At 58.9% G+C, this 15,983-nt stretch carries 16 protein-coding genes; 6 read left to right on the top strand and 10 right to left on the bottom strand.

Translation table 11 applies throughout. The features are described from left to right. Positions 1 to 3: 3 nt before the first annotated feature. The 5 genes from RO009_03895 to RO009_03875 all read right to left on the bottom strand — a co-directional run bounded on the left by RO009_03895 (position 4) and on the right by RO009_03875 (position 4,094). The gene (locus RO009_03895; protein MDT3684170.1) at positions 4 to 516 is read right to left on the bottom strand and encodes a (2Fe-2S)-binding protein; all 513 of its coding nucleotides are present in this window, start codon (positions 514 to 516) and stop codon (positions 4 to 6) included. 12 nt (positions 517 to 528) lie between these two features. Beyond that, positions 529 to 1,539: an FAD binding domain-containing protein gene (locus RO009_03890; protein MDT3684169.1), complete on the bottom strand. Its 1,011-nt coding sequence runs from the start codon at positions 1,537 to 1,539 to the stop codon at positions 529 to 531. A gap of 150 nt (positions 1,540 to 1,689) precedes the next feature. Continuing rightward, positions 1,690 to 2,214: a MarR family transcriptional regulator gene (locus tag RO009_03885; GenBank protein MDT3684168.1), complete on the bottom strand. Its 525-nt coding sequence runs from the start codon at positions 2,212 to 2,214 to the stop codon at positions 1,690 to 1,692. Continuing rightward, the gene (gene selD / locus RO009_03880) at positions 2,215 to 3,285 is read right to left on the bottom strand and encodes a selenide, water dikinase SelD (GenBank protein ID MDT3684167.1); all 1,071 of its coding nucleotides are present in this window, start codon (positions 3,283 to 3,285) and stop codon (positions 2,215 to 2,217) included. Beyond that, positions 3,258 to 4,094 (bottom strand): XdhC/CoxI family protein, encoded by an 837-nt coding sequence (locus RO009_03875; GenBank protein MDT3684166.1) that lies wholly within the window; start codon positions 4,092 to 4,094, stop codon positions 3,258 to 3,260. Before RO009_03875 ends, selD begins: the two co-directional genes overlap by 28 nt. A 182-nt stretch (positions 4,095 to 4,276) precedes the next feature. Between RO009_03875 and yqeB the strand changes: the two genes are divergently transcribed. Further along, positions 4,277 to 5,131, top strand: a complete 855-nt coding sequence (yqeB, locus tag RO009_03870; protein ID MDT3684165.1) for a selenium-dependent molybdenum cofactor biosynthesis protein YqeB — start codon at positions 4,277 to 4,279, stop codon at positions 5,129 to 5,131. A gap of 754 nt (positions 5,132 to 5,885) precedes the next feature. On the opposite strand, the gene RO009_03865 is transcribed toward yqeB, so the two are convergent. Then, positions 5,886 to 6,335, bottom strand: a complete 450-nt coding sequence (locus RO009_03865; protein ID MDT3684164.1) for a pyridoxamine 5'-phosphate oxidase family protein — start codon at positions 6,333 to 6,335, stop codon at positions 5,886 to 5,888. A gap of 268 nt (positions 6,336 to 6,603) precedes the next feature. On the opposite strand from RO009_03865, the gene RO009_03860 reads away from it, so the two are divergent. The 3 genes from RO009_03860 to RO009_03850 are packed head-to-tail and all read left to right on the top strand — an operon-like array spanning position 6,604 to position 9,436. Further along, positions 6,604 to 7,617 (top strand): TRAP transporter substrate-binding protein, encoded by a 1,014-nt coding sequence (locus RO009_03860; GenBank protein ID MDT3684163.1) that lies wholly within the window; start codon positions 6,604 to 6,606, stop codon positions 7,615 to 7,617. 9 nt (positions 7,618 to 7,626) lie between these two features. Next, positions 7,627 to 8,139, top strand: coding sequence for a TRAP transporter small permease subunit (locus RO009_03855; GenBank protein ID MDT3684162.1), 513 nt, complete (start codon positions 7,627 to 7,629; stop codon positions 8,137 to 8,139). A 19-nt stretch (positions 8,140 to 8,158) separates the two neighbouring features. Further along, a complete protein-coding gene (locus RO009_03850; protein ID MDT3684161.1) occupies positions 8,159 to 9,436 on the top strand; it encodes a TRAP transporter large permease in 1,278 nt (425 codons plus the stop codon). Between the two features lie 125 nt (positions 9,437 to 9,561). On the opposite strand, the gene RO009_03845 is transcribed toward RO009_03850, so the two are convergent. Both RO009_03845 and RO009_03840 read right to left on the bottom strand, forming a co-directional pair. After that, on the bottom strand, positions 9,562 to 11,007 hold the full coding sequence (locus tag RO009_03845; GenBank protein ID MDT3684160.1) for a UbiD family decarboxylase: 1,446 nt from the start codon (positions 11,005 to 11,007) through the stop codon (positions 9,562 to 9,564). 73 nt (positions 11,008 to 11,080) lie between these two features. Further along, positions 11,081 to 11,605: a helix-turn-helix domain-containing protein gene (locus RO009_03840; GenBank protein ID MDT3684159.1), complete on the bottom strand. Its 525-nt coding sequence runs from the start codon at positions 11,603 to 11,605 to the stop codon at positions 11,081 to 11,083. A 184-nt stretch (positions 11,606 to 11,789) separates the two neighbouring features. Between RO009_03840 and RO009_03835 the strand changes: the two genes are divergently transcribed. Together RO009_03835 and RO009_03830 are read left to right on the top strand one after the other, a co-directional pair. Continuing rightward, positions 11,790 to 12,422: a non-oxidative hydroxyarylic acid decarboxylases subunit B gene (locus tag RO009_03835; protein MDT3684158.1), complete on the top strand. Its 633-nt coding sequence runs from the start codon at positions 11,790 to 11,792 to the stop codon at positions 12,420 to 12,422. Positions 12,423 to 12,429: 7 nt separating this feature from the next. Further along, entirely contained in the window at positions 12,430 to 13,803 is a 1,374-nt protein-coding gene (locus tag RO009_03830; protein MDT3684157.1) for a UbiD family decarboxylase, read from the top strand. Between the two features lie 49 nt (positions 13,804 to 13,852). On the opposite strand, the gene RO009_03825 is transcribed toward RO009_03830, so the two are convergent. Together RO009_03825 and RO009_03820 are read right to left on the bottom strand one after the other, a co-directional pair. After that, entirely contained in the window at positions 13,853 to 14,770 is a 918-nt protein-coding gene (locus RO009_03825; GenBank protein MDT3684156.1) for an ABC transporter substrate-binding protein, read from the bottom strand. Then, complete coding sequence (locus tag RO009_03820; GenBank protein MDT3684155.1) at positions 14,767 to 15,978, bottom strand: NAD(P)/FAD-dependent oxidoreductase; 1,212 nt, start codon at positions 15,976 to 15,978, stop codon at positions 14,767 to 14,769. The genes RO009_03825 and RO009_03820 overlap by 4 nt, the downstream gene beginning before the upstream one ends. Positions 15,979 to 15,983: the final 5 nt, after the last annotated feature.

Raw genomic sequence — 15,983 nt, 5'->3', positions numbered from 1 at the left:
TCTTTACTGCATCACCGGATCGACGCCCTGGCCTGAAGCCTGGCGGACGGCGGCGACGATCGCGTTGTAGCCGGTGCAGCGGCAGAGATTGCCTTCCAGCGCTTTCTTGATCTCCGGCAACGACGGCTTCGGATTCTTTTCGAGGAGGGCCGTAGCCGACATCAGCATGCCGGGCGTACAGAAACCGCACTGAACCGCGCCCTGGTCGAGGAAGGCCTGCTGGATCGCGGTGACCTTTTCGCCGTTTGCGAGCCCCTCGACGGTGCGCACTTTCTTTCCGTCACACTCGATCGCGAGCGTCAGGCAGGAGAGCGCCGGGCGGCCTTCCAGAAGGATCGTACAGGCGCCACAAACGCCCTGCTCACAGCCGTCTTTTGTTCCGGTCAGCCCGATTTTCTCGCGCAGCACCTCCACCAGCGTGTGGCGCGGCCGGACGGTGACCTCGTGCAATTCGCCATTGACCTCGATCGAAATGACTTGCGATTTGCCGCTCAATTCGCGCGAACGGTCTGCCATGACCGCAATTCCCTATGCCACCATGCCACTTGCACGGGCGCGCTCGACCGCATGCGCAAGAACACGCCGCAGGTAAACGCGCAGGTTGTCGACAATGAAGCTCTTGGTGAAGCCGTGATGCGGCAGCGGTTTGATTTCATGCACGGCGGCCGCAGCAGCGTCATAGGCCGCGGCGCCAACCTCGTGCCCCACGAGAGCCTTTTCCGCCGCCTCCGCGCGAATCGGCTGCTCGCGCACAGCACCGATAACGATGCGGGCTTGGGTGCAGCGCATCAGCGCGTCGTCAAGGCGCAACGCCACGGCAATGACGGACGTTGCGAACTCGAGTCCGCCACGACGCGACGATTTGTGATAGCCATAGCCCGATCGCGCAGGCGTCGCAGGCACGATTACGGCTTCGATGACCTCGTTTTTTCCAAGCGTGAACGGCTTCAGTCCGTTGCCGCTGTAAAGCTGCTCGAGCGGCAATCGGCGCATGCCGGATTCGCCGACGATAGAGATTTCCGCTTCCAGCGCGATCAACGCGGGCGCGATGTCCGACATATAGACGGACCAGCAGACGTCCGGCTTGTTTTGCGGAAACGGATAGCAGCATGAGCCTGCGCGCTTGTAACAGGGGGCGACAAACTGGAAGTCGTGCTGCTGGTTGAGATAGAGGCACCGCGTGTCCTGGCAGAGATTGCCGCCAAGCGTTCCCATTTGCCGGATTTGGTTGCTGGCGACGGCCCGCGCCGCCTCGGCGAGCATGGGCTGGCGCTTCCGGATGAGTGGAGAGTCGGCAATCGCGGCAAGGCGCGTCAGGGCATCGATGCGAATATTGTCCTCGGCGTCGACCTGCGGCTCCGCGGCAGTGATGCCGCCAAGACCGACCAAAGCTGCCGGTCGCGCGATCTCGGTACGCATGTTCGGGAGTAAATCCGTGCCGCCGGCCATGACTCGGGCATCGGGTCCGAGACTGGCCAAAAGGGTTGCGGCCTCAGCAAGCGAACGGGCGCGTTCGTACTGGAAATCAAAGAGGATCATATGTCCCCCGCGCTCTCCGGCGGCGATTTCGAGAGGCTGGCGCGCACAGCACCAGCCTGCAAATTCAAACAAGACTAACTCTAATTAGTTTGATTAGCAAACTAATTTTTTGAAGTTGACATGGATGCACGGCATGCGCCGCAACCCCCTTCAGCGATTGAAAACGCGTGAAATTCGCTTAAGCATGTCCAGCATCTGCGCGCGTTCGCCCGCCCGCAGCACCGTATCCATTGCCTTCTCCTGCGCTTCCACATGGGCGCGGAAGCGCGCGAGCAAGGCGGTGCCGGCGCGGGTCAGCCACAAGGTGTAATAGCGCCCGTCCTTGGGGCTGCGTGTGCGCCTGACCAGCCCCCGCTTGCCGAGCCGGCTGACGGCGAGCGACAGCGTGGACTTGTCGAGCCCGTAGACCTGGGCGAGGGCGATCTGGCTGATGCCGGGATTGGCATCGAGCAGGCTCAGCAAGCCATATTCGCCGGGCGTAATGTTAAGCGCCGAGGTCGATGCCGAAAGATCGCGGAAAATCGCAGCCTGTGCCTGTCGGATCTGATACCCGAGATAGCCGGGCAGGGGCCCAAACTTTACGAGACCGTTTGCCTGCGGCGAGTGGCGTTTGCCCGTGCCTCCGCCCCCGGCGCGTCTTGCCGCGCTTTCGGCCTTTCTTTTGATGGATTTCATTCAGCCAACTTCAATATGTCCCGGCACGTCAGATTCGACGATTTCGCCGACCTGTGCAACGGCCAGCACTCCGCGGTCGTTGAGGTCGGCGATCAGTGACGTCAATTTGGCTTTCTCCACGGCGATTAACAATCCCCCTGACGTCTGGGCATCGGCAAGCAGCAGCTGCTCGGCTTCTCCGATCGCCAGGGAGAATATCACGTTCGGGGCTGAATATTGGAGATTGCGGCGCGTCCCCGCCGGGCACAATCCTTCCCCGAGATAGCTGCGGACATTTTCGAAAACCGGAACCTGATTGAAGAATATCCGGGCGCCGAGGCCTCGCCCGCGCGCCTCGCTCGACGCCCGCAGCATGTTGCCGAGGTGGCCGAGCAATCCGAAGCCTGTGATATCAGTTGCGGCGTGCGCCTGCGCTGCAACCATTGCCTCAGCGGCGGCCCGGTTTAGCGTCGTCATCGAGTGGATCGCCTGCGACAGACCCTCGACAGGCATGCGACCGCGCTTGACCGCGGTAGTGAGAATGCCCGTTCCAAGCGGCTTGGTGAGTACCAGGATATCGTCGGGACGCAGACCGGCATTGCTGACGATTTTTTCAGGATGGACCAATCCAGTCACAAACAGACCGAATTTAGGTTCTTCATCCACAATCGAATGACCGCCGGAGATGGAAATCCCGGCTTCGTCGCAGACCGCGGCCGCGCCTTCGAACACTCGCCCCAATGGGCCGAGCCCTACCGCTTGGACCGGCCACGCCACGAAGCTCAGCGCATTCAGCGGTCGCGCGCCCATGGCATAGATATCGCTCAGCGCGTTGGCGGCCGCGATCCGCCCGTAGTCATAGGGGTCATCGACAATCGGCGGAAAGATGTCGACGGTCTCGACCAGAGCGACATCGTCGGTCAGCCGGATGACGGCGGCGTCATCGCTCGTCGAATGTCCGACCAACACCCGCGGATCATGGGTTGTGGGCAGGCGCGCCAGCGCCGCCCGCAGATCGGCCTGACTGACCTTGGCGGCGCAGCCGGCCGCACGGGCCAGCTGGGTCAGCGGGCGAGGAGTGGGCGCATCCATTCAGGCCTCGTCTGTCCTCGTAGCGCGTGCCGCTCCCGCACCAGTTGCGTCAGGATGCTGACGGCGATCTCCGAGGGGGTGTTGTCGCCGAACTTCTCGCCGATCGGGCACCTGATGCGCTTGATGAAATCGTCAGACACGCCGCTCTCCTTGAGCTCGCGCCGCATGATGGCAGCCTTCGAATTGCTGCCGAGCGCGCCGATGAAAGGCGCCTGCGCCTTCTTGCTCCAGAGCGCCCGCAGAACCGGGAGGTCGGTCGCGTGTCCCATGGTCATGACGACCACAAAGGCGCCGCGCCCGACAAATTCAATCCCGTCGGGGAATTCGGTGACGAGATGCCTTTCCAACCGGTCGCTATCCGGCAGGCGGTTGAGCCACTCAGGACGGGTGTCGATGCAGGTGATCTTGCAGTCCATCTCCACCGCAAGCCGGCAGAGCTTCTGCGCAACATGCCCGGCGCCGAAAATCGTTACGTTCCATTCAAAATCCCGCCGAAACACCTCGTAGACGAGCGTCATCTCACCGGCACAGGTCATGCCGATGTCTTTGTAGAGATTGACACGCTCGACCAGTATGCGCTGATCGGAAGCCGGTGCGAGTAGGTCGCGGACTTTCTTCAGGCCATGCACCTCGATCTTCCCTCCGCCGATTGTGCCATGGACGAGACCATTGCCGTCGATGATGGCTTTGGCGCCAATCTCCTGGGGAATGCTGCCGCGCGCATCGACGACAGTCACAATGCAAAACGGCGCGCCCGTCTCGATCAGCCGGTTGGCCTCCTTCATCAGCGAGATGGGATCCGTAGCCATGATCAAGATTGCCGAGCGCAGTTATCCTGTGCCGATTGCGGCCGAGCAAAATCAGTTTCTCACATAATAGTTTGATTAGCAAACTATTTGGTTATAGTATTGATTTGTCGGCGTCGAATGCGAAGTCGGGGCGCCCGACGCGAGGTTTTGGTGCCGGGCGGTACATCTGGAGCGGACGAGCGATGGCTCTGGTCGACTCTGCAAGGATTTCTCCGGTTGTCCTGATCCGGGGCGCCGGAGAGATGGCAAGCGCTGTCGCCTGGCGTCTTCACATGGCGAATTTCCACCGCATCATCATGACGGATCTGGATGCACCGTTGTGCGTGCGGCGGACAGTCTCATTCTGCACGGCGCTGCAGGAAGGGCGCTCCCGGGTGGAAGGCGTGGAGGCGAGCGCCGTGCGAACGGTTGACGCTCTTGAGCCGACCTGGCGCGAGGACCGCATTGCCATCATGCCGCTCAGCCGATGGGACGATTTTGCTGCGATCGCCGCGGATATCGTGATCGACGCGATCCTCGCCAAGCAGAACATCGCAACGCATATGAGCGATGCGCCGCTTGTTGTGGCGCTTGGTCCGGGCTTTGTCGCGGGTCGCGATTGTCATTACGTGATCGAGACGAATCGCGGCCACCATCTCGGTCGTATCGTCGAGCGAGGTGCCGCAGAACCCAATTCCGGCATTCCCGGCGATATCGCCGGTCATACGCAGGCGCGCGTGTTCCGCGCCCCCGCCGACGGCGTGTTCGAGACCGAGCGGAAGATCGGCGATCGGATCGAAACGGGCGACTGCATCGGATATGTGGCGGGTGAGGCGATCAATGCAGGGATCGGCGGAATTCTGCGCGGTCTCCTCCAACCGGGCACATGGATATCGAAGGGCGTCAAGCTCGGCGATATCGATCCGAGAGCAAGGCCGGACTATTGCGACACAATTTCCGACAAGGCGCGCGCGATTGCCGGTTCGGTGCTGGAATGTGTCATGCGCCGCTACAATAGAGCAAATTGTCTGATCGGTCCGAAAGGAGACGCGCCCTAGCGCGAACAGGCGGCAAGATCGTTGTAGCGCTCAAGGCTAGCTCGTCGGCGGAGATGGCGGCAGGAATGCCGCCCGGTTGGTCCGCCGCCCCATCAGCACCTCGACTCCGGCGCTCCGGTTCTTTCGCCAGGCAATCAATATCGCCGCATCAGCCGGCTTGGCCGGTTTCTGGCCAGGCTCCCTGTTAGGATGGCCCAGCGGTCGGGAATGTGAGTATTTGCGTGAAGCGCTCATAAGTACAATGGGGCGTGAACGACCTATGAGCTCAATCGCTAATGAATTTTTCCGTTGGGAAATTCGCCACGCACTATTTTCCGGTATGTCTATTACCAACAGTTCATTTTTAGGCCCGGCGGCTTCATTTCCCAACTCTTCCACGACGCGAACTAGGTCCGGATCATTTCGCGCGACGTAATGGCTGGTCGAATTCCAACTACTCGCTCGCCGCTCCCTTTTTACTCAAACAAAAAGAGGCTGCCACAGATCAATTCAGCACGATCTTCATAGTCGGTACATCCCTAAGTTTACTCTACACCATAAGTTAGGCAGATATTTCATCACGTCAATCTGTCTTTGCAATGCACGACAATCGCCTGAAAAAGATGGAGCTTTTTACGATGATCGCGACGATTTCTAGCCCATGTTGCTCCGAGCGGGAACCGGGGAAGAGCCTTGACCGCTGGCCCAGAGCGCCCCTCAAACTGAGTTGTATCGATGAACAAGGTAAATCGCATCGCGGTAGCTATCATCAGTTCTATAGCTCCAAGATTTCCTTGTGGCCGAATCCCCTTGTGTTATCGATCAGAACAATACGGTTCGGGTCCAAGCAATAAATGGCGCTTTTGGCATAAGCATCGTGCATCTTCTTCAGTCCCGAAAATTTGAGAAAAGCATAACGCGCCTCGAGTAGCCTCAGATACCGTGCGCGTTCAACCTGTTCTATTCTGCGGGCAGTTCCCCAAATTTGCAGCCCGCGAATCTGCGCAAAATCGGCATAATCTGGCGCGACAGTCGCAGCAACGCGAGGCTCCGTATCGACGTCGCGGGAATGGCGCGACGCGGGGTCGGAAATCCAGATTAGTTCAAAGCTATCGTAAGCGTAAAACAAGCTTGCGGCATGCGGGCCATTATGTCCAAAGGTGGCGAGGGACATCACATGATGCGCGGCCAGAAACGCTTCGATCCGCTCACGCAACTCATTCATCAGTTAGAACCGCCATCTCGCGAACATCTTATTCAAATTATTCAAATATCGCACTTTTTGGGTCCAAACATAAGGCACTAGCGGCCAGCTTCCGCAGCATAATGCGCCGACTGGTTCTGTGCGTATACTGAAATATCACCTTTACATCACAAAAAACATTGTTAAACTTCGCACCGGTGGGACTTGTGTTGACCGCTACCAAACAGGGCGATTGGGCGGGCGAGGTGCGTCTTCTAAAGAGGGGAACGCAATGCATAGGTCGGCCAAATTGATCAGCCGTCGCAGGGCGGTGTTTGGACTAAGTGCAGGGCTGGCATGGGGTCTGTCGTCGACAAGCACCCGGGCACAAACAAGTCCGATAGTGATGAAACTCGGCACCCAGACCCTGAATGATTCTCAACATGAATGGATGAATATCTTTGCGCGTCTCGTCGAGACCAATAGCAAGGGTCAGATCAAAGTCGAGCTTTACCCGGCGAGCCAGCTCGGCACCGGACCGCGGATGATCGAAAGTACGCAGTTCGGCGCAATCCAGGGATTCGTCGGGCCGCCCGAGTTTCTTGCCGGCGTTGACAGTCGCTTCGAGGTCCTCGGATCTCCCGGCCTGTTCAAGAACGCCGAACATGCCAATCGGACATTGCAAGAACCGGAATTCAACAAGGCCTTTCTCGCACTCGGCGCCAACAAGGGATTGAAGGGCGTTGGTCTGTTCATCTCGGGCCCGACTATCTTCAATACGCGCGCAAAGGCAACGAAGCTCTCGGATCTCGAGAACCACAAGATTCGCGTCTTTGCGGCCGCTGTACAGATGGAGCAGATTCGAAGAATGAAAGCCACGCCGGTGCCGATGCCGCTCGGCGAGGTGCTGCCAGCGCTGCAGCAGGGCACCATCGATGGCGTCATGAGCGTGCTGCCGGTGCTGACCGCGCTGCGCTACTACGATGCTGCCAAATACATTCTCGAAACCGAGCAGGCGATGGTCAGTGTTGTCACCGTGCTAAGCAAGCTGTGGTACGACAAGCTGCCAAAGGATCTTCAGACGGTCATTGACAAAGCCGGCCAGACGGCCAGCACCGAGGTCTTCCCTTGGGCAGTCGATTTCATCGCCAAGCAGCGGCAGGTCTGGCAGGCGAATGGCGGCGAGATCGCACGCTTGAGCCCCGAGGAGCAGAAACAGATGAGCGCGATGCTCCTGCCGATCGGCGCTGAAGTGGCATCCAAGAAGCCCGATCAGGCAGCGATCTATGAGGTGCTGAAAAAATCCGCCCAGAAGATGGCTTGATCGGCCGCAATGACAACCGAGCGTCAAATCGAGACGGCGTCCGCAGGCGGCTTGGTCGGCCGCCTCGGCGACGCCGTCTGTCGCATCTGCCTCGTCATCGCGGCGCTCTCGCTGCTGGCGATCGTCGTGATCAACGTCGCCAACGTGACCGGCCGCTATGTCTTTGGCTCTCCCTTCACGTGGGCGGAAGAGCTGATGCTGTTCTTGATGATCCTGATTGTCTTTACCGCCGCCCCCGTAGCGGCGTGGCGTAACCAGCATATCCGCATCGAGGCATTCATCGATCACGCCTCGTCCGCGATCCGCTGGGGACTTCTCGCAATCGGCGCAATCGTCTCGGTAGTGATCCTGACGCTCGTCGCCGCAGCCGGCTACCAAATTGTCGCCATGCTATATCTCTTCGACCAGCGCAGCGACGCGCTACATATGCCGATGTGGATACCCCAGGCCTTCCTGGTCTTCGGCCTTGCGCTGACCGCAGTAATGTTCGGCGCCGCCGTCCTCAGCGGCCGTACCCGATGATGGCAGCCCGGCATATCCGATGACCAGCATATTTGTCCTCGTCGTTCTGCCGCTGGTGCTGCTTGCGATCGGCGTACCGATCTTTCTCGTGCTGATGGCGACGGCACTGGCTGGCGTCTTCATCGTCGATAGTCCGGTGCATGCCGTGCATACGGCGATGTTCGGAAGTCTCGACAGTTTTCCGCTGCTCGCGGTCCCGCTATTCATCTATGCTGGAGACATCATGGCGCGCGGCGGCATCGCACGCCGGCTGATAGAGATGATCCTGTCGTTGGTGGGTGGAGTCCGCGGCTCGCTCGCGCTTGCAACGATCGCGTCCTCCTCGGCCTTCGGCGTGCTGTCAGGCTCGAGCGTTGCTTGTGTTGCCGCCATCGGCAAGCTCACCGTCCCGGCGTTGCGCAAAAACGGCTATGGCGACCGCTTCTCGGTGAGCCTGGTGACGGCCTCCGGCGTGATTGATGTCATTATCCCACCCTCGATCCCGATGATCATCTATGCCGTCACCGCGCAGCAGTCGATCACGGTGCTGTTCCTGGCCGGCTTCGTGCCGGGCCTTCTCGTCGCCTTCGTGCTCTCGGTCTATGTCTATCTCCATGCGCGCGCGAAGATGATCCCTATCACGGCGGCTGCGCGGTGGAAGAATATCTGGGCGACGACTAGAGAGGCCATCTGGTCGTTGCTCGCGCCAATTGTCATCCTCGGCGGCATCTACGGTGGCATCTTCACTCCAACGGAGGCGGCCGGATTCGCCTGCGTCTATGCCATCATCGTCTCCGTCTTCATCCACCGCGAGCTGGACTGGTCGCAGCTCTGGCAGATCACTATCGATTCGGTCGTGCTGATTGCGCAGATCCTGATTATCGTGTCTGCGGCGGGCGCCTTTGCCTGGCTGATCACGACCAGCGGCCTGCCGGGCAAGCTGATCGGTTTTGTCGATGCCCTGCGCCTGGATACCTGGGTCCTGCTCCTTGTCATCAACTTCGTGCTGCTGTTCGTCGGCAGCGTCCTCGAGCCGCCGGCTGCGATCTTGATGCTGACGCCGTTGCTGACGCCCATTGCCTACAAAGCAGGCGTCGATCCGGTCCATTTCGGCATTGTGGTCACTGTCAATTTGGCGGTCGGCATGTTCATGCCGCCGTTTGGGCTCAACCTCTTTGCGTCTCATGCCTTGTTTGGAACGCCGTTGCCCGCCCTCTATCGAGGCGTGCTTCCCTTCTTTTTCCTCTATCTCGGCGTGCTCCTGGTGCTGACCTACATTCCGGCCATCACCTTGTGGCCGCTTCAACTCTTCCGCTAGCTCGGAACGGAGCTGTCGAGCACGCGAGGCGCGCAGCTAACGTGCACCGGGAGCCGCGGCAATAAACGCGAATGGCCGGGATCCGGCCATTCCATGCGGTGTCAACAACTTCTGCTCAAGCGCCGTTACGAATTTTCGAGGCGCAACATAGCCCGCTTCGGGATCGGAAATTCCGGAAGCTCGCTCGCCTTCCACACGTCCAGCGCCTTCATCATCATGTCTTTCGGCGGCAGCGAGAAGGGTCCCGACTCGATCTTCTGCGTGGCGTCGATGACCATCTTTGATCCCTGCGTGACCTTGCCGTAGGCGTCGCGTACAGACGGATCGATCTGCAGCGGAACGTAAACATCATCGATCAGAACCGTGTCGCGCTGTGGACTGAAACGGGAGTTCATCGCCCATTCGATGTGGCTCGGATCGCGGATGTCGACATCCGAATCGACGACGGTTACCCGCTTGATCAGCGTCGCGTCGGCAACGATGCGGCCGACCTTTTTCCCATGCGCTGGGAATTTCGGCGTCATCGCGATGATGCAATGGGCGAGCAGACCGCCGAATGTCAGGTCGATCCACACGTCGGTCACCGATTGCTCTCCGATGTGATCCCGGAGCATTTGCAGGATTACGCCAGCATTCATCAGGCTTTGGATCGTGGTGCTTTCCGACGGCGGCATCTGGCTGGTGTAGCCATAGAAAACTGGATCTTTCCGATGTGTCAAAGCCGTCACATGCGCGACCGGGCGCTTGTCCACCACGCCCATATAGCCGGCAAACTCGCCGAAGGGGCCTTCATTATCGACTTCGCCGGGGGCGATTTCGGCTTCGACGATGATCTCGGATCGAGCCGGAACCAACAGGTCAATTGTCTTGCAGCGAACGAGTTCGATTGGCTCGCCTGTCAGGCCGCCAGCCAATTCGATTTCGTCCTTGCCGTAGGGCAGGTTGGCGACGGTGGCGAGGTGAACTGCGGGCTCGGCCGCAATCACCCAGGCGATCGGTGCCTTCTTGCCCTTGTCGTGCCAGGACTTGACATTGATCGTCCCTTGGCGGTTTGGAGAGAGATTGACCACGAGGCTATGATCATCCCGCACCATGGTGCGATAGACCGCCATATTGGCGATCCCAGTGTCGTGGTCGCGCGTGACGACGATGGTGGTGAGATAGGGCGCCTTGTCCTTGCCCGGCGTCCAGGTCACGATCGGTAGCCTGCCGAGGCCGGCGTCCTTGCCGGTGAAAACCACCTCTTGGCAAAAACCTTTATCTACGACGCGCGGCTTCAACGGGCGGCGCAGGGCCTCGATGACCTTGTTATTAATTTCCTCGACCTCGCACTGAAGCGCGAGCGCAACGCTGGCCGGCGAGGCGCCGAGCGCACCGGTGATGACATGAATTTTTGAGTTCCTGATGTTATCGAAATACAGACCAAATCGTCGTTCGACCGGCAGCGCCTGATACATCCACTTGGCGAGGCAGGCCACCTCCCAATTGTGGTCGGTTTCGCGGCTCACGCGCCGGAGGAGCCCCTGCTGCTGAAGCACCGCCAGATAATCACGCATGTCACGGTACGCCATTTGCAACTCCTGCTTTGATGAACATAACAATTATCTCGTAGCCCGGCGTTTGCAGCCGTGATCGGCATGGTCCTCAGGCATTTGCCGCGCTCGGGGTCGCGAGCGAAATCCCGACATAGAACATCACTATCGATATGACCGCCTCGCGCGTATTCTGATCAAGCTGGCGGGCGAAATACTCGACATGGACGTGTACCTGCTCGTCTATGCGGTGCAGGGTATTCATTCCCTTCGCCGTGATCGCCGAAAACATAACGCGCTGGTCGTCTTCGCTGCGCACACGGGTGACGTAACCTTTCCGCTCCAGCGATTTCACAAGTCCGGAAGCGAATGCCGGAGCGATATCCAGTCGCTCGGCGACTTCTTTCACGCGCAAGCGTTTGCTCGGGCTCCCATAGATTTGAATCAATCCTTGGTGCTCGAGCGGATCAAGTCCGGCGAGCTTTGCCTGCTCCTCAATCAGCCTAAACACCTTGCGCAAAACGAACCGCGCTTGGGCGACGCCTTCGAAATAGCGATGACGATCGACAATTGTTCGAGATCGGACCGCTTCTCGCCGCTTTCTTTCAAGCCGGTTGGAACTGAGGATAATGGTCATGTCTGCTTCGACATTTTCCGCGCTGCAGCATAGATGTGAGCGCTCTCTGCAGTCCATTAGTGCTGTTAAATAAGGTTGTCAACTAACATTGTTGGCGATTATAATTATCACATTGATCGTACCGGCCGACGCAAATGTCCCAGTAGATCGCAACGAAATTTTGGGTTGCAGAAAAGGAAGGCCAATGAAGCGGCGATTGATCGTAGGAATGACCGGGGCGACCGGCGCGATTCTCGGGATCCGCCTGCTGGAGGCCCTAAAGAAATGCGATGTGGAAACGCATCTCATCATCACTAAGTGGGCGCAACAAACTATCGAGCATGAAACGCCCTATAGCGTCGATGATGTCCGCACGCTGGCCAGCGTAACACATAACTTGGCGGATATGGGTGCTTCCGTCTCTTCCGGTTCTTTCCTGACCGACGGAATGGTCGTCATTCCCTGCTCGATGCGGACGTTGAGCGGCATTGCGCATGGTTATGGCGAACATCTCGTGCACCGGGCCGCCGACGTCATTCTCAAGGAGCGACGCAAGCTGGTGCTCGTCGCGCGCGAAACCCCGCTGTCTCCCATACATCTCGAAAACATGCTCAAGTTGGCTGCCATGGGCGTGACTATTCTGCCTCCGATGCCGGCCTTCTATAACCATCCGCAATCGGTGGACGATATTGTCGATCACATCGTTGCACGTGTGCTCGATCAATTCGGGCTTTCTGCTCCTTTCGCGAAACGCTGGAATGGCCAGATGCGCAAGCTCAGAAAACACGACGAAAGAGGGTGCGCGCCAGGAAATCAGAAGATCGCCAGCAATAAGTGAGCCATCGATGCCCTACAATGATTTTCGGGAGTTTCTTCAGACCCTTCGTGATCATGACGACCTGATAGAGATCGATCGGCCAGTCAACCTGCAATACGATGTTGCAAAGGTGCTTAAGCAGAGCTACGCGCAGCAGGGACCTGCCATCATCTTTACGCAAAACGGGACGCAATATCCTCTCGTTGGCGGGGTCTACTCCACGCGCAAGAAAGCTTTGCTGGCGTTCGAGGCAACGGAACAAACGATATTTGAAAAGGTGTTGTCGGGTTTAAACAATCCGATCGGTCCAGTTCTGGTTTCAAGCGGTGCGCCGAGTCACGAGGTCGTGCTGACCGGTGACGAGATCGACATCACCCGCTTTCCGATCCCGATCTACAGCCCTCAGGACGGCGGACGTTACATCACCGCCGGCATTTTCATCTCGAAGGATCCGGAAATCGGCGTCAGCGACATCGGGCATTACCGTGCGCAAATCATCGATCGTGATCACTTCACGTTCTTTGCTCAGCCGTTTCATCGTTTCGGCAAGTATCTTTTGAAATGCAAGCGCGCCGGGATAACTCCGGTGGGGGCTATTGTCATCGGCGTCGATCCCATTCTTGCATACACCTGCCAAGTGCAGACCAGCGATGATACTGATGACTGGTACATTGCTGGCGGCTTACGGGGCGCGCCCGTCGAACTGGTCCGTTGCAAGACCGTTGATCTTGAAGTCCCGGCCACGGCCGAGGTTGTCATCGAGTTTGAGGTCGACCTGGACAGTGCCGTTTCGGAAGGTCCGCTGGGCGAATACACTGGCTACTACACGCCGGCCTCCCACAAACCTGTCGCACGGATAACAGCCATCACGCATCGGCAACGGCCGTACTTCCAGGGTCTTTTGACTGGTAAGCCAATCACCGAAAATCACATCCTGAAATCGATTCCGTTCGAGACGTCGGTTTGCCGGACGTTGCGAGCACAGTTCCCCACAATCGAACGCGTCGCGATCTCGCCCTCGGGAGGCGTGTCATTCCGAGTGGTGATCTCCATGCGGCCGCGCTTCGCCGGAGAGGCTCGGCAGGCAATCCTGGCTACCATGGCAAGCAACATCCGCCCCAAATGGGTGATAGTCGTCGAGCCAGATATCAATATTCACGATTCAGCCGAAGTGGAATGGGCCACCTGCTTCCGCGTGCGTCCCGATCGCGATGTGTTCCTGGTCGATGAGTTGCCGGCAGGGCCACTTGATCCCTCCGTTGGCGAAACGCGCTCTACCGCTGCCCGCATTTCATCGGCCGTCGGCGTCGATGCAACGCGTCCGTTCGGAGAGACGTTTCCGGACGTCGCCGACGTTCCGGGATGGCAGGATTGCCTGGTACCCGAACTGGGGCAACGGTAATGTCGATTGCAACCGACAGGCTGGCGCAGTCGCAGCTCAAGCGGAGCAATCAGACCGCCACCACATCCTTGTATGCGGGATTTCCTGAAAGGATGCCACGCTTGCGTGCGAAGTTGTTCATGCCGGCAATGAAGTCCTGCGAAATTGACGTGGTGTAATAGGGCAGGTCGCGTTCCACCAAAGTGGCGATCAGCGACGCCTCACGTTCCGGGAAGACCTTGCGGCCGACCTGTTCCGCCAGTGCGATATCTCCCTTCAGAGCCGCATGCGTCTCGTTCATTGCGGCGATAAGGCGTGCAGAGGCGCCCGGGTCTTGCGCGAAAAAATCATCGTTTACCGCAAGCGAAGCCATTGTGTAGTTGAAACACTCGGGCGGGCCGTCGCCGCGCCGTATATCGAGCACGACCTTGCCTGCGCCGCTGCGCACTGCGACTTCCGTGCCCATTCCGTTGGCCCAAAAGCCATCGATAAGCCGCTCTTCCAGCGCTTTCGCCGCCATTAGGCCGAAATTGACGCTGGAACTTCCCGTATTCGGCACGGGCGCAATTGTGACGTTGTCGCGCATTTCATCGATGCCGGCGGCGACCAGCAACTGCTTCAGGCCGAGATCGACCCAGGGAGCGGCACCAATCTTGCGGCCCTTGACGACACTCACGTCGCCACGCGCGCATTCGATATCTGAGCGCATGACGAGGAACCAGTACATGCCTTGTCCCTGCGCACAGACAAGCTTCACGCCCCTCCATTCCGGAAATGTTGAAAGAGCCGAATGGGCTGATCCCGCGACGCAATCCACCGTGCCATCGCGCAAAGCTGCGTAGGCTTTGTTGACCGGAAAGACCAGCTCGATCTCCGCGTCAAAGCCATGGTCTTTGAACTTGCCAAGCTCGACGGCGGCGACGGCCGGAAAGTAAGAATTCGAGATCAGATCGGGGACGGCGATCTTCAGCCTGGAATTAGCGGTCATGGGGCAGCCTTCTGCTTGCGTACGCTCTCCAGAAGGGATGTGCGCATCAGGAACGCACGATGTGCAGGCGGATCTTCGGCCATGCGGCGCAGGGACTCGAAATTGGTCTCCCGGACGGCGGGATCCTTTTCCTCCAACCGCTTCTTGTTGGCGATGGTCTGCTGCTGCACATATTCGATGTTCATCGGCCGGCGCACGGCATCGTAGGTGTCGAGGTCGCTGTGCGGGCGCTCTTCGCGCAGCACGGTCGACAGCAACTTTGCAAGATGAGTGGCGTCATGGATGCCGCAATTGAGCCCGAGCCCGCCAATGGGGTTGTTGACGTGCGCAGAGTCGCCCGCAAGAAATACACGGCCGTGCCGGAAATTCGCTGCGACACGCTGGTGCACGCGATATATGTTGCGATGGACGATCTCATAGCGTCCCGCCTTCGGGAAAAATTTCTGAAGGCGGGATTCGGTCGCCATCTCGTTGAGGACGTCCTCGTCAGTCTGGCCGGGCAGGGTTGGGAAAACCGCACGCCAGCGGCCCTTGCCGTCGTCACCGGCGACCTTGAACAGGTTGGTCCACTCGTCCGGGTCGGAGAAATAGGCGCGATATGCAACGCCGTGCTCGGCTGCGAAATCGAACAGCGTCGTCAGTACAAGGAACCGTTCGGGGAATGTATATCCTTCGAAGTCGATGCCGAGCGACTTTCGCACCAGCGAACGGCCGCCGTCTGCACCCACAAGATAGCTACCCGAGATAGTCTGCGGCTTGCCGGATATCTCGACGGTAATCTCGACACGATCATCCAGCGGGTTAATCGCTATGACCGGCGATGCGAAATTCACCTCAGCATGCTTGAATGTCTTTAGCCTAGCGATGCCCATATTGGCGATCTTGTGCTGCTCGCACTGAACGACGAACGGATATGGTGTGTCATCTTTCAGGATCGCGTGGTCGAATTCAGCGACCACGCTCCTGGTCGGCCTGTCCCAGAACTGGAAGGTGCGCGCGACAAGTCCGCGCGCAATGATCCCATCCAGTAATTCCATATCCGCCAGCATTTCCAGCGTCGCCGGGTGCAGAGTCGAAGCGCGCGGTGCGTCGTTGACGCTTTGCGCGGCCTCAAACACGCGAACTGGGATGTCGCGCTGTGCGAGAGCGACAGCGGTAATGATGCCGACCGGGCCACCGCCTGCGATCAGGACAGGAGACATGCCCATCCATC

The organism is Pseudorhodoplanes sp., from assembly GCA_032027085.1.
Lineage (GTDB): Bacteria > Pseudomonadota > Alphaproteobacteria > Rhizobiales > Xanthobacteraceae > Pseudorhodoplanes.
Note: the sequence above shows the minus strand (reverse complement) of the source record. Positions and strands in the feature narration are given on the sequence as shown.

Bases quoted from the DNA above. Each gene is read 5' to 3' on its own strand.
- RO009_03895 (MDT3684170.1), bottom strand. From the start codon at position 516: ATGGCAGACCGTTCGCGCGAATTGAGCGGCAAATCGCAAGTCATTTCG.
- RO009_03890 (MDT3684169.1), bottom strand. From the start codon at position 1,539: ATGATCCTCTTTGATTTCCAGTACGAACGCGCCCGTTCGCTTGCTGAG.
- RO009_03885 (MDT3684168.1), bottom strand. From the start codon at position 2,214: ATGAAATCCATCAAAAGAAAGGCCGAAAGCGCGGCAAGACGCGCCGGG.
- selD (MDT3684167.1), bottom strand. From the start codon at position 3,285: ATGGATGCGCCCACTCCTCGCCCGCTGACCCAGCTGGCCCGTGCGGCC.
- RO009_03875 (MDT3684166.1), bottom strand. From the start codon at position 4,094: ATGGCTACGGATCCCATCTCGCTGATGAAGGAGGCCAACCGGCTGATC.
- yqeB (MDT3684165.1), top strand. From the start codon at position 4,277: ATGGCTCTGGTCGACTCTGCAAGGATTTCTCCGGTTGTCCTGATCCGG.
- RO009_03865 (MDT3684164.1), bottom strand. From the start codon at position 6,335: ATGAATGAGTTGCGTGAGCGGATCGAAGCGTTTCTGGCCGCGCATCAT.
- RO009_03855 (MDT3684162.1), top strand. From the start codon at position 7,627: ATGACAACCGAGCGTCAAATCGAGACGGCGTCCGCAGGCGGCTTGGTC.
- RO009_03850 (MDT3684161.1), top strand. From the start codon at position 8,159: ATGACCAGCATATTTGTCCTCGTCGTTCTGCCGCTGGTGCTGCTTGCG.
- RO009_03845 (MDT3684160.1), bottom strand. From the start codon at position 11,007: ATGGCGTACCGTGACATGCGTGATTATCTGGCGGTGCTTCAGCAGCAG.
- RO009_03840 (MDT3684159.1), bottom strand. From the start codon at position 11,605: ATGACCATTATCCTCAGTTCCAACCGGCTTGAAAGAAAGCGGCGAGAA.
- RO009_03835 (MDT3684158.1), top strand. From the start codon at position 11,790: ATGAAGCGGCGATTGATCGTAGGAATGACCGGGGCGACCGGCGCGATT.
- RO009_03830 (MDT3684157.1), top strand. From the start codon at position 12,430: ATGCCCTACAATGATTTTCGGGAGTTTCTTCAGACCCTTCGTGATCAT.
- RO009_03825 (MDT3684156.1), bottom strand. From the start codon at position 14,770: ATGACCGCTAATTCCAGGCTGAAGATCGCCGTCCCCGATCTGATCTCG.
- RO009_03820 (MDT3684155.1), bottom strand. From the start codon at position 15,978: ATGGGCATGTCTCCTGTCCTGATCGCAGGCGGTGGCCCGGTCGGCATC.